The sequence below is a fragment of the Thalassolituus sp. LLYu03 genome (genome assembly GCF_050507655.1).
Taxonomy (GTDB): Bacteria; Pseudomonadota; Gammaproteobacteria; order Pseudomonadales; family Oceanobacteraceae; genus Venatoribacter.
The window spans coordinates 4,091,378-4,108,133 of record NZ_CP191496.1 but is presented as its reverse complement, the minus strand read 5'-3'; the positions used below and the strand labels follow the sequence as shown (position 1 = coordinate 4,108,133).

General features: G+C 55.0%; 7 protein-coding genes and 1 tRNA gene. All 8 read left to right on the top strand.

Annotated elements, in window-relative coordinates; translation table 11 throughout:
- Nucleotides 1-54: 54 nt before the first annotated feature.
- Nucleotides 55-1,149, top strand: coding sequence for a DcaP family trimeric outer membrane transporter (locus ACQUQU_RS18305; RefSeq protein WP_430461154.1), 1,095 nt, complete (start codon nt 55-57; stop codon nt 1,147-1,149).
- A gap of 384 nt (nt 1,150-1,533) precedes the next feature.
- Nucleotides 1,534-3,237 (top strand): extracellular catalytic domain type 1 short-chain-length polyhydroxyalkanoate depolymerase, encoded by a 1,704-nt coding sequence (locus tag ACQUQU_RS18300; protein ID WP_430461153.1) that lies wholly within the window; start codon nt 1,534-1,536, stop codon nt 3,235-3,237.
- A gap of 270 nt (nt 3,238-3,507) precedes the next feature.
- Nucleotides 3,508-5,100: an acyl CoA:acetate/3-ketoacid CoA transferase gene (locus tag ACQUQU_RS18295; protein ID WP_430461152.1), complete on the top strand. Its 1,593-nt coding sequence runs from the start codon at nt 3,508-3,510 to the stop codon at nt 5,098-5,100.
- Between the two features lie 62 nt (nt 5,101-5,162).
- Nucleotides 5,163-5,948, top strand: a complete 786-nt coding sequence (locus tag ACQUQU_RS18290; protein WP_430461151.1) for an SDR family oxidoreductase — start codon at nt 5,163-5,165, stop codon at nt 5,946-5,948.
- 85 nt (nt 5,949-6,033) lie between these two features.
- Entirely contained in the window at nt 6,034-8,154 is a 2,121-nt protein-coding gene (locus ACQUQU_RS18285; protein WP_430461150.1) for a 3-hydroxybutyrate oligomer hydrolase family protein, read from the top strand.
- A 119-nt stretch (nt 8,155-8,273) separates the two neighbouring features.
- Nucleotides 8,274-8,350, top strand: a tRNA-Arg gene (locus ACQUQU_RS18280).
- 234 nt (nt 8,351-8,584) lie between these two features.
- Nucleotides 8,585-13,957, top strand: coding sequence for a DEAD/DEAH box helicase (locus ACQUQU_RS18275; protein ID WP_430461149.1), 5,373 nt, complete (start codon nt 8,585-8,587; stop codon nt 13,955-13,957).
- Nucleotides 13,957-16,749: a helicase-related protein gene (locus ACQUQU_RS18270; protein ID WP_430461148.1), complete on the top strand. Its 2,793-nt coding sequence runs from the start codon at nt 13,957-13,959 to the stop codon at nt 16,747-16,749. The genes ACQUQU_RS18275 and ACQUQU_RS18270 overlap by 1 nt, the downstream gene beginning before the upstream one ends.
- Nucleotides 16,750-16,756: the final 7 nt, after the last annotated feature.

Below are 16,756 nucleotides of genomic sequence, written 5' to 3'. Positions count from 1 at the left end.
TGTCAATCGGACCGGAACCGGAATTCCAACAAACTGAAAGGGTAGGAAACGAAGATGCAAAATAACAATAAGGTCAACCGTCTGGCACTTGCCGTGCTTGCTGGTGCACTGTTCAGCGCGGCGGCAGCCAACGCCGACGATGTGGTAACCACCAACACCTTCAGCGGTTACGTCAAAATGGACGTACTGTTCAACTCTGAAAACGACGCCAGTGGCGGTCTGCGTGAACAAGCGCTGCTGACCCTGAACGCCGACGAAGCTAAGGATGAAGAAGGCGAACTGTACATGTCTGCGTGGGAATCACGCCTGAACTTCACCTCCAAAAGCACCGGCACTCCGGTCGGCGATCTGAAAGCCGTGATTGAAGGGGATATGTACTCCGGCGCTACGCAGAACGTATTTAACCTGCGTCATGCGTACCTGCAGCAGAACAATCTGACCATTGGTCAGACCTGGTCCACCTTTATGGATCTGGGTGCACTGGCAGAAACCGCTGATTTCGGTGGCCCGGCCGCGCGTATTTTTACCCGCCAGCCACTGGTGCGTTACAGTGTGAAAATGGGCGACGCCACTCTGGATCTGGCCGCTGAAAAACCGAAAAACTCCGTTGACCCTGTAATGCCGGATCTGGTTGTGAACTACACCACCAAAACCAGCTTTGGTCACCTGTCGGCCGGCCTGCTGGCACAGCAGCTGAACGACGATGACGGCACCAAAGACGATTCCGCCATGGCACTGGCGGCACGCTTCTCCGGCCGTATTAATCTGGGTGGCGACAACCTGAAATTCTCTGTGATTTCCGGTCAGGGTCTGGGTGGTTATATGAACTTCGGCGACGTTGCTGCGTACGATTTCTCTGGCGATAAAATGGAGCTGTCTACTCAGACCGGTTTCAAACTCGCTTACCAGCACGTGTTCTCTGACACCCTGCGTTCTACCCTGCGTTACGCGCAGACCACCAGCGAAATCGATGGCATCGACATGGGCGACTTCTCTTCCATTCACGCCAACCTGGTCTACAACCCATACAAGCCTCTGAGCTACGGTGCTGAAGTGGTATCCGCCACCAAAGCCAAAGCCGAAGGCAATGCTCTGACTGAAGACCGCAAACTCAGCCGTCTGCATCTGTTCGCCAAACTGGCGTTCTGATGGCACTCCCTGTCGCCGGCGCCAGACGCCGGCGCACAGCCTTCGCGCCCGTCGCGCCCCCCTGGCCGCCTTTACGTTACTCTCCTTCCAACCTTAGCCAGGGGCTTTTTGCCCTTTTTAATGCCGCTCTGATGCTGCCGTTTTTTACGGCGTTTTCCCCTGATTTTTGAATTGCTTATCCTCTCGCTTCCGGGGCCAACCCGTGCGGCACCGGTGCGTCCTGATGATGGCTAAATACAAATACATCAACGCCCGATATGACCGTACGAGAACCTACCAAAGTAAGATGTGGGCCGCGCCGCTGCTTCCTAGTATGAAAAAACACCAGACACACTTCTGAGTGTTCCGATAAATATAAAATGGAGCAGCACGATGAAATACCCAATGCTACGGTCTCAGACCGCGGCCCTGCTGATGGGCGCCAGCCTGTTGGCGCAGGCCGGCACGCAAACCGACTATACCTTTGCCGCAAAATCCTACAGTGGTTCAAAAAGCCGCGAATACAGTGTGTACGTTCCCGATGGTGTCAGCAGTCCGGCACCTATGGTGATGACCCTGCACGGCTGCAAACAAACAGAAACCGATGTACTCAACGACTGGGGCATGAAAGCCGCCGCCGACCGCTACGGATTTATTCTGGTCACGCCGTTTATTACCAAATACGACGGCATGCGCAACGAAAACTGCTGGGGCTTCTGGTTCGATAACGAACGTCATCAGGGCGCCGGTGAAGTCGAAGATTTAAAAAGCATCGGCCAGACAGTAGAAGCCAATTACAGCATCGACCCCGATCGCCGTTTTATTACCGGCCTGTCATCCGGCGGCGCCATGACGGTGGTTGCTGCTGTGGCGCATAACGAATACTGGACAGCCGCAGCGTCGGCGGCGGGTCTGCCGTATGGCGAAGATTCCGCATCCGTGTCATTGAGTGGCCAGTGTCCGGGTTACGCGACCTTTCATTCGGTGTCGCGCGTGGCCGACGATATGCGCAACGAAATCGACAGCGACCGCGTGATGCCATTAATGGTGCTGCAGAACGAAAACGACTGCACCGTACTGGCTCAGGCCGGCCGTAATATCCGCGACGCCCACCTGCAGGTGTTCGGCGCCAGCGGCTTTACCAACCCGACCAGCGCTCTGGCCGACACTCAGGATTGTTCACCGTATTTCCAGAATAATTACGGCTGCAAGCACAGCACCTACACCCTGGACGGCACCACAGGTACCGATTCTGTGGTGGAAACCGTGTTCCTGAATGGTCCGGAAACCACACCCAATACTCAGGACACAGACCACGGTCACTACTGGGTCGGCGGTGAGTTCGGTAATAACGGCAAATGGGCGGTGCGTGTTGGCCCGAGTTATCCGGATATTATCTGGGACTTCTTTAACCGCCAGTCCGGCAGCGGTGGCACAGGCATCGGCAAACCGGTGTGCGTGATCAACGGCGACAACCCGATGGCGCTGGATTTAGGCGATACCTTTACCGATCCGGGCGCCAGCTGCAGCGATAGCAACGGCAGCCTGAGCGTTACCGCCACCTGCGACGTTAACACCGCAGCCGTTGGCGAATACCACTGCGATTACAGTGCCGAAAACAGTGCTGGCAGTAAATCCGTACGCCGCACCGTTGTCGTGACCGACCCGAATGCACCGCTGGAAACCTGTACTGAAATCAGCGCCAGTCCGTCCGCGCACATCAGCGCCGGTCGTGCCGCTGCCGGTGGCAGTTTCAGCCTGCGCGCGATCTCGAATGGCGATCAGCAGGACATTGGTTACGCCTACGACAGCTGGGGCAGTGTGACCTTAACCGAAGGTGAGCCGGGCCTGTGGTATGCGCAGCAACCCGCGGCCTGTCAGGGCGGCACACAACCCGATCCGGATCCGCAGCCAGACCCGGAACCAACACCGGAAACCTGCACCGACTGGTACACCACCAATCTGGCGCACCAGCAGGCTGGCCGTGCGTACTACGCCATGGGCTACTACACCAGTGGCGGTAATCAGTCGCTGGGCGCGGTGTCGGGTATTTATACCTGGGTGAAATCCACCAGCAGCGGTGTGTACTTAGCAGGCAGCTGTCAGTAACACCCAGACGTTATGAACAAAAAAATACCGGGCATGGCCCGGTATTTTTTTATTGAAAGCCAGCCACAATACCCAGCCCCAACACCCAGCCCCAACACCCAGCCCCAATACCCGGCCAAAACCGCAGCGGATATCCCGTTTAATAACCTGGTCTCCCACCATTGATGGAGGCCGGTCGTACCAAAGTACGGTGGTATAGCACCCGGGCGAAATCCAGAATTTCTGATGCCACTGTTGGCGTTTATTTTTTATTTCCGGAGTACGTATAAGGTGTCTGATCAGGATTTTCCGAAGCTGATCAGTGCAACGGAAGCTGCACTGCTTATTCAGGATGGCGACACGCTCGCCACCTCAGGTTTTGTGGGAATCGGTTTTCCTGAAAAACTGGCATTAGCGCTGGAAAAGCGTTTTGTCACCGAGCAAAAACCCAATGCCCTGACGCTGGTGTACGCCGCCGGTCAGGGTGACGGTAAAGAAAAAGGCCTGAACCATTTTGCCCACGAAGGGCTGGTAAAGCGGGTGATTGGCGGGCACTGGGGTCTGGTGCCGGCACTGGGCCGGCTGGCGGTGGAAGGCAAGATCGAAGCCTATAACCTGCCACAGGGCGTGATTTCCCATTTATACCGCGACATCGCTGCCGGTAAACCCGGCCTGCTCAGTCGCGTGGGGCTGCATACCTTTGTCGACCCGCGCCACGACGGCGGCCGTATTAACAGCAACACCACCGAAGATCTGGTGCAGCTGCATTACATCGGCGATGAAGAATTTCTGTTTTATAAAAGTTTTCCGATCACCGTCGCATTTCTGCGCGGCACCACCGCCGATGCCCGCGGCAATATCACCATGGAAAAAGAAGCGCTGCCGCTCGAAAGTCTGGCGCTGGCGCAGGCCGTGCGCAACAGCGGCGGCAAGGTGATTGTGCAGGTCGAACGCCTGACCACACAGCACCGCCTGCATCCGTCGCAGGTGGTGATTCCCGGCATTCTGGTTGACCACATAGTGCTCGCCAGCGGCGACCAGCATTTTCAGACCTTCGCCGAACATTACAACCCGGCCTACAGCGGCGACGTGCGTGTGCCCGATCATCTGCCCGCCGACGAACTCAGCATCCGCAAAGTCATTGCCCGCCGCGCCGCGCTGGAATTGCGCGATAACGCGGTGGTGAACCTCGGCATCGGCATGCCGGAAAGTGTGGCCAGGGTCGCGGCGGAAGAAAAAATGCTCAACCGCCTGACCCTCACCATCGAGCCCGGTGGCATCGGTGGCCTGCCGGCCGGCGGTCTGAGTTTTGGCGCCGTAGCTAATGCCGAAGCAGTGGTCGACCAACCCGCGCAGTTCGATTTTTACGACGGCGGCGGTCTCGATCAGGCGTTCCTCGGACTGGCCGAAGCCGACGCCCACGGCAACGTGAACGTCAGCCGTTTTGGTAACCGGCTGGCCGGCGCCGGCGGTTTTATCAACATCAGCCAGAACACCCGCGAAGTGTTTTTCCTCGGCAGTTTTCTCGCCGGCGGTATTCAGCCGCTGGTGAATAACGGCGCTGTCGATTGTCGACCGGCGAATGGCACCAGCAAGCTGGTGAATGCGGTACAGCATCTCACCTTTAACGGCCGCTATGCGTTGCGCCGAGGTCAGCGCGTGATGGTTATTACCGAACGTTGTGTCTTCCGCCTGACCGGCAACTGGCCCAACGACGCGCAACTGGAGCTGTGTGAGATTGCACCTGGGGTCGATCTGGAGCGCGACGTGCTCGCGCATCTGCCGTTTACCCCGGCCATTGCCGACGACCTGCGCACCATGCCGGCCGAAGTATTCCGGCCGGAACCCATGAATCTGAAACTCAAGCCCCCGGCCCGCGGCTGAAGGCCATAACCGGTTTATCCAACAACAAAAACCGCCGCGAAAAAGCGGCCACGGAGTTCACCATGAATCTGAATAACGCAGTCATTGCCATTACCGGCGGCGCCCAGGGACTGGGCCTTGCCATGGCCTGCCGGCTGGCGGCACAGGGCGCGCGCATTGCGCTGCTCGATATTAATGCCGAACGTCTGAGCGAGGCCGTGGAATTGTGTGATCAGGCAGCGCGCAAAGCGGGCTTTGGTCACCCGCATGCCATCGCCGCGTATCCGTGCAATGTGGCGAATGAAGATCAAGTGGAATCCGTGTTTGCCAATATCGTCAGCGATTACGGTCAGCTCGACGGACTGGTGAATAACGCCGGCGTATTGCGCGACGGCCTGTTATTAAAAGCGCGCGACGGCGAAGTGACCGACCGCCTCAGCCTGAGTCAGTGGCAGACGGTGATCGACGTGAATTTAACCGCGCCGTTTCTCTGCACCCGCGCAGCCGCCACCCACATGGTGAACAGCGGTCGCGGCGGCAGCATTGTGAATATCTGCAGTATTTCCATGGCCGGCAATATGGGGCAGTCGAACTACTCGGCCGCCAAAGCCGGACTGGCCGCCATGACCGTGGTGTGGGCGAAAGAACTGGCGCGTCATCAGATCCGCGTGAATGGCATTGCCCCCGGTTTTATTGCCACCGATATGACCTCGCACATGAAACCCGAAGCGCTGGAAAAAATGACACGGCAAATTCCGCTGCAGCGCATGGGCGCGGCCGACGAAATTGCCCACGCGCTGCAGTTTCTGCTGGAAAACGACTATATGTCAGGCCGCATGGTGGAAGTCGACGGCGGCCTGCGCCTGTAAGGCAGCACAGGTTCTGACCCAGCGGAGCTTTATTCCGGCGGGCAGACGTTCAACGGGCTCAGGCCCTAACAATAAGGAGAAGAACATGTTTGCCCGACACACCTTACGCACCGGTATTTTAAATGCCGCAAACCGGCCTACGGCCCGCGCCCTGCCACTGGCCGCCGCACTGCTGCTCGCGGCCTGTGGTGGCGACGACAATGCATTAAATACCCGCCCGGATTTTATTGTCAGTGATGTAACCGCCGTGCAATACGACGGCATCAGCGACGACCTGCTCACCGCCGGTCTCGGCGTCAGCGGTTTACAGGGCAGCGCACCGGCCTACGCCGATGCCGAACATCCGACCGCCGCCGAACTGCGCCGCAAAGCGATTTACAACAATTACCGCGCCCTGCTCGACACCACCACCGAAGGCGGTTTTGGTCGTTTATACGGCCCGAATATTCACGCCGGTGCCGAACAGAGCCACGGCGGAAAAATCGCCGGTAAAGAATACGTGTTCTACACCGACAGCGGCGATAACGTGCAGCACAACGTCACCGTGGCCGTGCAGATTCCGGCGACCTTTTCCGCCGAAAATGCCTGCATCGTGGTCGGCGCTGCGTCCGGCTCGCGCGGTGTGTACGGCGCCATCGGCACCGCCAGTGAATGGGGTCTGAATCAGGGCTGTGCCGTGGCATTAACCGATAAAGGCACCGGCAACGGCGCGCACGATATCGACTCGGATACCGTCACGTTAATCGACGGTACACTGGCACTGGCCAGCGACGCCGGCAGCGCCTCGCATTTCACCGCCAGCGACAGCGGTCTGGACGATTTCAGCGCCGATTACCCGCACCGCGTGGCCTATAAACACGCGCATTCCCAAACCAACCCGGAAAAAGACTGGGGCCTGTTTGTGCTGCAGGCGGCCGAAGCCGCACTGTATGTGCTGAACCTGCCGGAAAATGCCGGCCGTGAAAACGACGCCGGTAAAAACCTGAAAACCCTGACGCGCAAAAATACCCTGATTATTGCCGCCAGCGTGTCCAACGGCGGTGGTGCCTCGTTGCGCGCCGCCGAGCTGGACGACAGCGGTCTGATTGATGCTGTGGTCGCCTCCGAGCCCAACGTGCAGCCAGACGCGGACCTGACCACAGGCTACAGCGTGCAGCAGGGCAATCTCAGCTGGGATCATCTGGGCCGTAACCTGTTCGACTACACCACCCTGCTCAGCGTGCTGCAGCCGTGCGCCAGCGTCGGCGCCGATGCCGCCGCCGTGGGTGCTGGCAGCAGTGCCCGTTGTCAGGCGCTGAAAGCCGCCGGCCTGCTCAGCGGTGACGACGATGCCGCCCTGGCCGCCGACGCCCAGCAACAACTGCGCGACTACGGTTTAGTGCCGGAACAGGATTTCACCCAGCACGCCAACAGCACCATCAAAGTGCCGCAGTCGATTGCCGTGACCTACGCCAACGCCTACGGTCGTTTTGGGGTGACCGACAACCTGTGTGACTTCTCACTGGCCTTCGGCCCTGCCATGCCAACCGCTGCGACCACCACCCAGATGGCCGACCTGTTTGCCTCGGGCAACGGCATTCCGCCAAGCGCCGGCGTGGTGCTGATCAACAACCAGACCGGCACCGAAGACCGTTCCTCAACCGCCGACCAGAACCTCGACGGCCACCTGTGTCTGCGTGATCTGGCACTGGGCGACGACGCCACCGACCAGACCCGCGCCCAGCGCTTAGCAACGGGTATCGCCGAAGTAAGCGCTGACCCGCGCAAGCTGAAAGTACCGGCGGTGATCGTGCATGGCCGCGCCGATGCCATCATTCCGATCAACCACTCCTCGCGTCCGTACTTCGCCATCAACCACAACGAAGGGACGAATAAGGGCAGCGACCTGCGTTACGTCGAAGTGCTGAACGCCCACCACCTCGACCTGCTCAACGGCCTGTTCGCGGGCTACAAAACCCGCTACGTCGGCCTGCACTACTACTTCGGCCAGGCGCTGGATCAGATGTACGCCCACCTGCGCGACGGCAGCCCGCTGCCGGGTAATCAGGTGATCGCCACCACGCCACGCAGCGACGCCAGCGCCCAGCTGACCGCCGCCAGCCTGCCGGCCATGCAACCGGCCGACAGCGTCAGCAGCGACTGCCTGATTCAGCTCGACGGCAAAGCCCTGACCGTGCCAGAGACCTGCGGCAGCAGCGAAATCTGACCGGGCAGCAGAGGTGCTGACCGGGCTGCCAGAGCCCGGCCAGCCCTCTGGAGCCTGTGGAAAAAAACATATACAATGCGGGCACTTACGACCTGAGCCTCAAGGGGTTCATACGTAAACCGCCCGTAGCTCAGCTGGATAGAGCGCTGCCCTCCGGAGGCAGAGGTCAGAGGTTCGAATCCTCTCGGGCGGGCCACTTCCTAGGCCGTTCTGGCGATAGTAGTTACTAACAAAATCCCTGTAGTGACCAAATGGTGACCAAAGCGTGACCAACTCTAAATCTCCCTACCTCCATCGAAAGCAAAAAGTGATAGCTATCCTCCTTTAGCCACTTAGTATTGATAAGCCCCCACGAGCAGCACTACTCTGCCCAGTCTTTTATTATATAAGGTCCGACAGGCCTGAGCTGGCATGCCACGATTACCCCTTATTGCCCTCTGCTGTAAAATCACTCAATAATGAGAAAACCTATCGATTGAGTTTGCTTAGCAAGCTGGAAGACCAACAAGGAGCTGGAATGGAAAACGTTTTTAACTTCAGGGACGAGCTCATTGACGAGTACAGCACGTTTTCCAGAAGTTTCGTAAACATCGCTGCTGATGACATTAAGCGAATTGTTGAGCACGAGTATGCCGATGGCCGTTATTGGCCAGAACCCCTTATTCAGATCAATCCGAACTACAAGCGTCAAGGAACGGTACAAGAGCTGGCTAAAGATGGTTCTTTACACCCGCAATGTGCAGATATTTTCCGTACTGGAAAAACAGAGGGACGTTCAGATCCCCTCTTTCTTTATAAGCATCAAATTGAAGCCTTAGCAAAAGGGCAAAGAAAACAGAGCTATGTAGTTACTACTGGCACGGGCTCGGGAAAATCGCTGTCGTTCTTTATCCCGGTTGTGGATGCCATTCTGAAAGGAAAAGACCAAGATCCAGGGCCTCGTACACGTGCCATTGTCATCTACCCAATGAATGCTCTGGCTAACAGTCAGCTGGAGGAGCTGGACAAGTTTCTGTTCGACTTCCCTGTTCAGTCACGTCCATTTACCGTCGCTCGATACACCGGGCAAGAAAGTAAAGCTCAGCGTGAACAGATTGCTAACAACCCACCAGATATCCTTCTGACAAACTTCATGATGCTGGAACTGATCCTGACTCGTTATGAGGAAGTGGATCGTAGAGTTGTACAAAATTGCCAAGGCCTGGAATTTCTGGTTTTAGATGAATTGCATACTTACCGCGGGCGACAAGGTGCAGATGTTGCAGTTTTAGTTCGTCGCTTACGTGAGCGGCTGTCAGCTACTGAAATGACATGTATCGGTACGTCAGCAACGATGTCCAGTACCGGCAAGCAAGCTGACCGAAATCGTGTTGTGGCTGAAGTCTCAAGCAAGCTTTTTGGCACCCAGATTACCGAACACGATGTTATCGGTGAGACGTTAGAGCGAGTAACAACGCAATCTAAAGATGTAGCATCTATAAAACACCTTTTAAAAGGTGAAATTAGCAAAAATGAATTCTGCTGGAGCAGCTTTGAAGAATTCAAGGATTCTCCATTGGCAATATGGGTCGAACTGAATCTTGGCATCGAGATCCCAGATGACGAACCGCCTAAACGCGCGCAACCCAAAACGCTGGCAGCCGCAGCAGAGCTACTGGCGGATCATGCTGGCACATCATCAGAAGATGCGTCAAAGGCTTTGCAGAAGTTTCTGGTAGCAGCACACGATATTCGCACTCCGCAAAACCGAGCCCCTTTTGCTTTCAAGCTTCACCAGTTTATTAGCGGTCCAGGCAAAGTTTTAGCGACATTAGAAGCTCCACAGCGAAGAACCGTTACCTTAGATGCGCAGCGCTTTGCGCCTGGTAAACAAGACCAGCTCATACAGCTGTACCCAACTCACTTTTGCCGGGATTGTGGACAGGAATACCACCCTGTATGGAAAACCAATTCAGGGCAAGCTCGATTTGACCCTCGTGATATCGGTGAAATCACAACAGCTGACAACGAAGAAGTTAATTTTGGTTTTCTGTGCCCTTCCCATGAGGGTCTGGATTACAAAGGTGGACTTGAAGACCTGCCAGATAGCTGGATCGACTACTCCAAAGCAGAACCAAAACTGAAGCCTAATTACAAAGGCGCACGCCCCATTGAGTTCACCATATCCGCAGATGGTATAGTGGGTCGTGGGCAGAAATATTGGTACATTCCTGGCAAGTTTCGTTTCTGTTTGAACTGCAGCCAGCTGCATGAAGCCCATGGTAAAGACATCAACCGCCTGGCCAGCCTGTCCGGTGAAGGCCGTTCATCAGCAACTACAGTGTTGGCACTCTCTGCACTTCGACAGTTATTCTCCCTGCAAGAGCTGCCAGAGGGGACCCCGGATCCCCGCAAGCTATTAGGCTTCACCGACAACCGTCAGGATGCTGCACTTCAGGCTGGTCACTTCAACGACTTCATTTTCCTGCTTACACTGCGGGCAGGCCTTATTGGTGCACTCCAGTCCAACAACAAAGTCTTGGATGAAGAACATTTGTCTGAAGAAGTGTTCAAGGCGCTGGGGTTCAATAAAATTGACGAAGCAACGTTAGCTGAGTACCTGAGAACCCCTAAACTTATGGGTTTGGCCCGTCAGGAAGCGCAGCGAACTCTTCGCTACATCATTGGCTATCGCCTACTGCGAGACCTGCGCAGAGGGTGGCGTTTTAACAACCCGAACCTTGATCAGCTGGCCTTACTGAAGATCGATTACAAATCTTTGAACGATTTTTGCTCTGAAGATGCCCTGTTCAAAGACACCAAAAATTCCGTACTTACTAAGTTGAATGCGTTCAATCGAGCAAACCTGTGCCGTACGCTGTTTGATGAAATGCGCCGGGCACTATGCCTCGAAAGTCGTTATCTGGATCCGGTAGAACAAGACAAAGCAAAAAGCAGCGCCTTCAACTATTTGAACGAACGCTGGGCATTTGCTTCAGATGAAAAGCTTGAGACATCGCGTTACTTAATACTGACCAAGCGGCCAGAATATCGCGGCAAGCCAAGAACTGATCTGGTCACTGCTGGAGCGCGATCCAGAATCATTAAGATCATCAAAAACGCAGATTTTTGGAAGTCGACTGCCTTTGCCGGACAAGTTGCCAGCTGGAAGGACGACGAGTGGGTCGATATCGTCACCGCTCTGCTCGAAGTCTCCGTGATGTACGGCTACGTACAGAAACACAATATTGAAAAAGGCCTGGCAGGTTATCGCCTGAGTGCTTCAGCATTAGATTGGCACTTAACAGACGAATTAACTGTTGATACCAGCCGGGCAAACGAGTACTTCCGTCATTTATATTTAAACTTAGCGGAGATGTTAAAACAGCCAAATCATCCGCTGTTCTTTTTCGAAGCACAGGAGCATACCGCACAGGTAGATGCGGGACGCCGCCAACTGCTTGAGCAACGCTTCCGTTATACGAAAAAAGATCAGGAAGACTGGCTCAACGAACCCGGCCACGAATCGCCGCTGGAACGCTTACCGGTAATGTTCTGCTCTCCGACCATGGAGCTGGGCGTTGACATATCCGCATTGAATACGGTGTACCTGCGCAATGTCCCGCCAACGCCAGCCAACTACGCTCAGCGCAGTGGTCGTGCGGGGCGATCTGGCCAGCAGGCCCTTGTAATCACCTACTGTGCATCCCTCAGCCCACATGATCAGTGGTTCTTCCACAATGCTAATGAAATGGTCCACGGGATTGTCAAAGCCCCAACACTGGATCTGGGCAACCGTGAGTTAATCGAAAGCCATTTGCAAGCAGTATGGCTGGCAGCAGCAGAAGTTGAGTTAGATAGCAGCATCAGACCGCTGGTCGATCCTGAATCTGAAGGTATGCCATTGCTAGATGCTCTGAAAGCCAGGTTGTCCGACCCTGCGGTTATTGCCAAAGCGCGGGTATCTGCTGAAGGGGTGGTCAAACAGCTAGAAGGTGATTTAAATACCAGCAAATGGTTTACCCCCGACTATATCCAGTCTGTGATCAACAAGGCACCGGAAAATTTTTCTAAAGCGCTTGATCGCTGGCGCGCATTGGTTGAAGCCACACTGAAGCAAATGGAAATGGCCGAAGCCATTACCAAAAGCCATACCTCTACAGATATGGAGAGAGCCAACGCTCGCCGTCGCTGGGTAGATGCTTCCAACCAGTACAATCAGCTGCAAAAAACATCCAATACCCAAAACTCGGACTTTTATACCTACCGCTATCTGGCAAGTCAGGGATTCTTACCAGGCTACAACTTCCCGCGCCTGCCGCTGATGGCCTGGATCCCTGCACGAGGCGGTCAATCCAGCAAGGATGATGAAGGCAGTATGGTTAGCCGTCCGCGCTTTCTTGCTCTTTCGGAGTTTGGACCGCGTAGCCTGATTTACCATCAAGGCCGAATGTATCGTGTCGTCCGCGCCAAACTCAACGTTGGTAACAGCGATCATATTTCTGGAAACAGTTCACTGGCGACCATCACCTCCAGAGTTTGCAGCCAATGTGGTTATGGGCATCTCGGTCAGCCAGGAGAAGGAGAACCTCTGGTTGAACGCTGCGAAAACTGCGATGCACTGCTGGGTGAAGAAGACTGGGTCAAAGAGCTCTACCGTATTGAAACAGTAGAAACACAACCGGTTGAGCGAATCTCAATTAACGACGAAGACCGTCAACGTCAGGGCTTTGAGCTACAGACTACATATCGCTTTCTGCCGGGGCCAGACTCCAAAATTCAGAAAGAAAAAGCCCTTGTCAGCGCTGAAGGCGAAAACCTTGCCGAGCTGACTTATGCACCCGCAGCACGAATCTGGCGTATTAACCGCGGCTGGCGTCGTCGCAAAGACAAAAACCAGTTGGGCTTCTACATCAACCCGATAACTGGACTCTGGAGTAAGCAGGACGATCCTAACGGCAATGATGATGGCGGTCCTGAAGAAGGCGCAATGGAAAAAGTCGCCAGCCAGCGCATCGTGCCATTCGTTGAGGATCACCGCAACCTACTCATTCTTGCACCGCTGGCCCCTCCATCACTGGAGGCTATGGCAACAGTCCAAGCCGCACTTAAGCGCGGTGTCGAAATGACGTTCCAGATAGAAGAGTCCGAGCTTGTAGCTGAGCCACTACCAAAACTGGATGACCGAAAATCGCTGCTGTTTTACGAGGCAGCTGAAGGTGGGGCTGGCGTATTAACCCGCTTAGCGTCCGAACCCGAAGGCCTGGCCATCGTTGCGAGTAAAGCACTGGAAATCATGCACTTCCAAAAGCCTGAAAATGAGCAATGGGATGCCTCTCAACTGGTAGCAACAGAGAAGAAAGACGAGCTCGGCAATGCTATCTGCGAAGCAGGTTGTTACCAATGCCTGTTGTCTTACTTTAATCAGCCCGACCACGAGAATATTAATCGCCGCAATAAGGAAGCCCTTGAGTTACTGGCAGCCCTGGCGAATTCAAGAGTTCATCTGGAATCAGAAATTACACCTGCTGCAACAAATTCTGGCGGTGATGATATCGCCAGTAACTTTCTGAATGAACTCATTAAGCTGGGGCTGAATCAACCCAGCGCCACGTTCGTAACCGTATCCGGGGGTGATGCTACGGCTACCGCTCAGTATAAAAGTGCGCGAACGCTGGTCTTTACCGAAGCAGTTTCAGCAGACATCATGCACGCATTAACCGATAAAGGCTGGGCTTGTATCGATGCATCTGACCCTGTCCAGTGGAACAAAATATTTAATGACCATAGCCATGTGTTCGGCATGGTCGGGAATGCTGATTAATGACACAAGAACATAACTATCTGCCAGGCAATCTGGTTCACGCCCGAGGCCGGGAGTGGGTTGTACAAAGTGAGTCATCGAACGAATGGCTGCGCCTGCGCCCACTTGGCGGTACCGACGATGATGTAATTGCCCTGATTCCAGATCTTGAAATTGACCCTGTCCGCCCGGCTACATTCCCGTGGCCAAATGCAGAAGAGCCAGGTAGTTATTCCGGTGGCCTGTTACTCCGCGATGCCCTGCGCCTGAAACTACGAACAGGCGCTGGCCCCTTCCGCTCATTTGGCAATATCGCAGTAGAACCCCGATCCTACCAGCTGGTTCCACTTTTGATGGCGTTGCGGCTAAGCACCGTACGCTTATTGATCGCCGATGACGTGGGTATCGGTAAAACCATCGAAGCCGGACTGATCGTGCGTGAGTTGATGGATCGCGGCGAAATATCAAAGCTGGCGGTGCTCTGTCCTCCACACCTGGTCGAGCAGTGGCAGTCAGAACTGGAAAGCCGTTTCAACCTGCACGCCGAGGCACTGACATCAGCAACGGCCAGCAGGGTCGAACGCCAGGTACCGCACGGCGTTAATCTGATGGATCACTTCCCGGTGATTGTCGTCAGCCTCGATTACATCAAAAGTGAACGTCACCGCGAGCATTTTCTTTCCATTGCACCGGAGTGCATCATCGTAGACGAAGCCCACACCTGCGCCTCTTCAGGTCAGGGCAAACAGCTTCGTTTCGAACTCCTGCAGCGCTTAGCCGCAAATGACGAACGTCATCTGATCATGCTGACCGCTACGCCGCATTCTGGTGACGAAAGTGCTTTCTACAATCTCATCTCCCTGCTAAACCCAAAGTTTGCAGAGCTGCAACAACACACCTCCGCAAGCCATCCTCTTCGCCAGGAACTGGCGCGTCACTTTGTGCAGCGCCGCCGCAAAGACATCAGCGAATGGCAAACAGAAACCGGCGATGGCAGTGGTTTCCCTCGCAGGATGAAATCCGATGTCACCTACAAACTGACCGGTGACTGGGGTAAATTTTTCGATTCTGTGCAGGAATACTGCGTCGAGCTGGCTGAAAGTGTCGAGCAACAAGGTGAAAACAGCGCCCGCCTGATCTGGTATGCCACTCTGGCCTTGCTTCGCTGTGTCGCGTCGTCTCCAGCGGCTGCAGTAAAAGCTCTGAGTAATCGTCTTGAAGGGATGGCAACCAGTGATGATCTGCTCACTGACGAACGTCTGCACGATGGAGAAGCCGATGACTTGGTGTCGTCCGATATTGAACCGCCAGCCCAACTGCAGAACCAGTCCTTGCAAGGGCTGATTGACGAAGCCGAACGCCTGAGTGGCAAAAAAGGTGACCCAAAACTTTCTGCGCTGATTCAGCATCTTGAAGGGCTGATCGCCGACGGCTTCCACCCCGTAATTTTCTGTCGGTATATTGCAACCGCCCATTATGTTGCCGAACACCTGCGTAAACACTTCCCTAAAGCAATGGTGGAGTCCGTAACGGGTGAACTCACGCCAGAAGAACGCCGACTGAAAGTCGAAGACATGGAAAACGGGCAGCAACGCATTCTGGTGGCTACTGACTGCTTGTCGGAAGGTATTAACCTCCAACATTTATTTACTGCCGTTGTTCACTACGATCTGGCCTGGAACCCAACCCGACACGAACAGCGTGAAGGCCGTGTTGACCGTTTTGGCCAGCAGGCCGACGAAGTGCGCTGCACCATGCTGTTTGGCCAGGACAACCCAGTCGATGGCTTTGTTTTAAACGTAATTCTGCGTAAAGGTGAAGCCATCCAGAAAGAATTGGGTGTACTGGTACCCATGCCAGAAGACGATAACCGCATCAATCAGGCCCTGGTAAAAGCAGCGCTGATGAAGCGCAACAGCATTGCAACGCCACAAACGCTGGACATGTTTGCCGACGCGGCAGAACTGCTTGCACCAGTACAAAGCCAATGGCAAGACGCACTGGAAAAAGCCAAAGCCAACCGTACCGTATTTGCCCAGCGCTCCCTTAAACCTGAAGACGTGATGCCCGAGTGGCAAAAGCAGCAGGAATCGCTGGGTACTCAAGCCGACGTACAGCGATTTATTAAAACGGCAGCTGCACGCCTGAATGCACCATTGGAAGTCAGTCGTGGCAATCGCTACCGCTTCCTGCCCGCCAACACACCGGAAAACCTGCGTCAGCGTTTGGCTGATGAAGGCATCGAACAACCATTAACCATAGACTTCAACGAACTACATCGCAGCCACCCGTTAGTGAGTATCTTTGCCGACCACTTGCTGGAAGAAAGCCTGCGAAGCGATAGCCATTCAGAGAACAACAGGCAACCGGTGGCCGCGCGATGCGCAGCTGCTGAAACCGCAGACGTTGACATCGTGACCACGGTTTACCTGCTGCGCCTACGCCACCAGTTGGAATACGTGCGCCGCCGTGAGCCATTCCAGTTAATGGCGGAAGAAACCCTGGCCGTTGCAATTGAAGGCCGTACCACTCCGAAATGGATCATCGGCAATGAAGTGAACCAGCTATTGGAACGCCAACCCAGCGGTAACCTGCCAAAAGAGTTGATCAGTCGGGAAATTCAGCAGGCCCTCGACTTTATGCAAAGTCAGCAAACCAAACTCGAGCAACTGGCCAGTGAGCGCGCTGAAACCTTGCTTAATGATCATAGCCAGGTACGAAAAGCTGCCAAAGACGTTGGCCAATACAGCGTTAAAGCCTGCCTGCCGGTGGATATCATCGGCGTGTATGTATTACTGCCAGATGCGCTGTAAGGAAAGA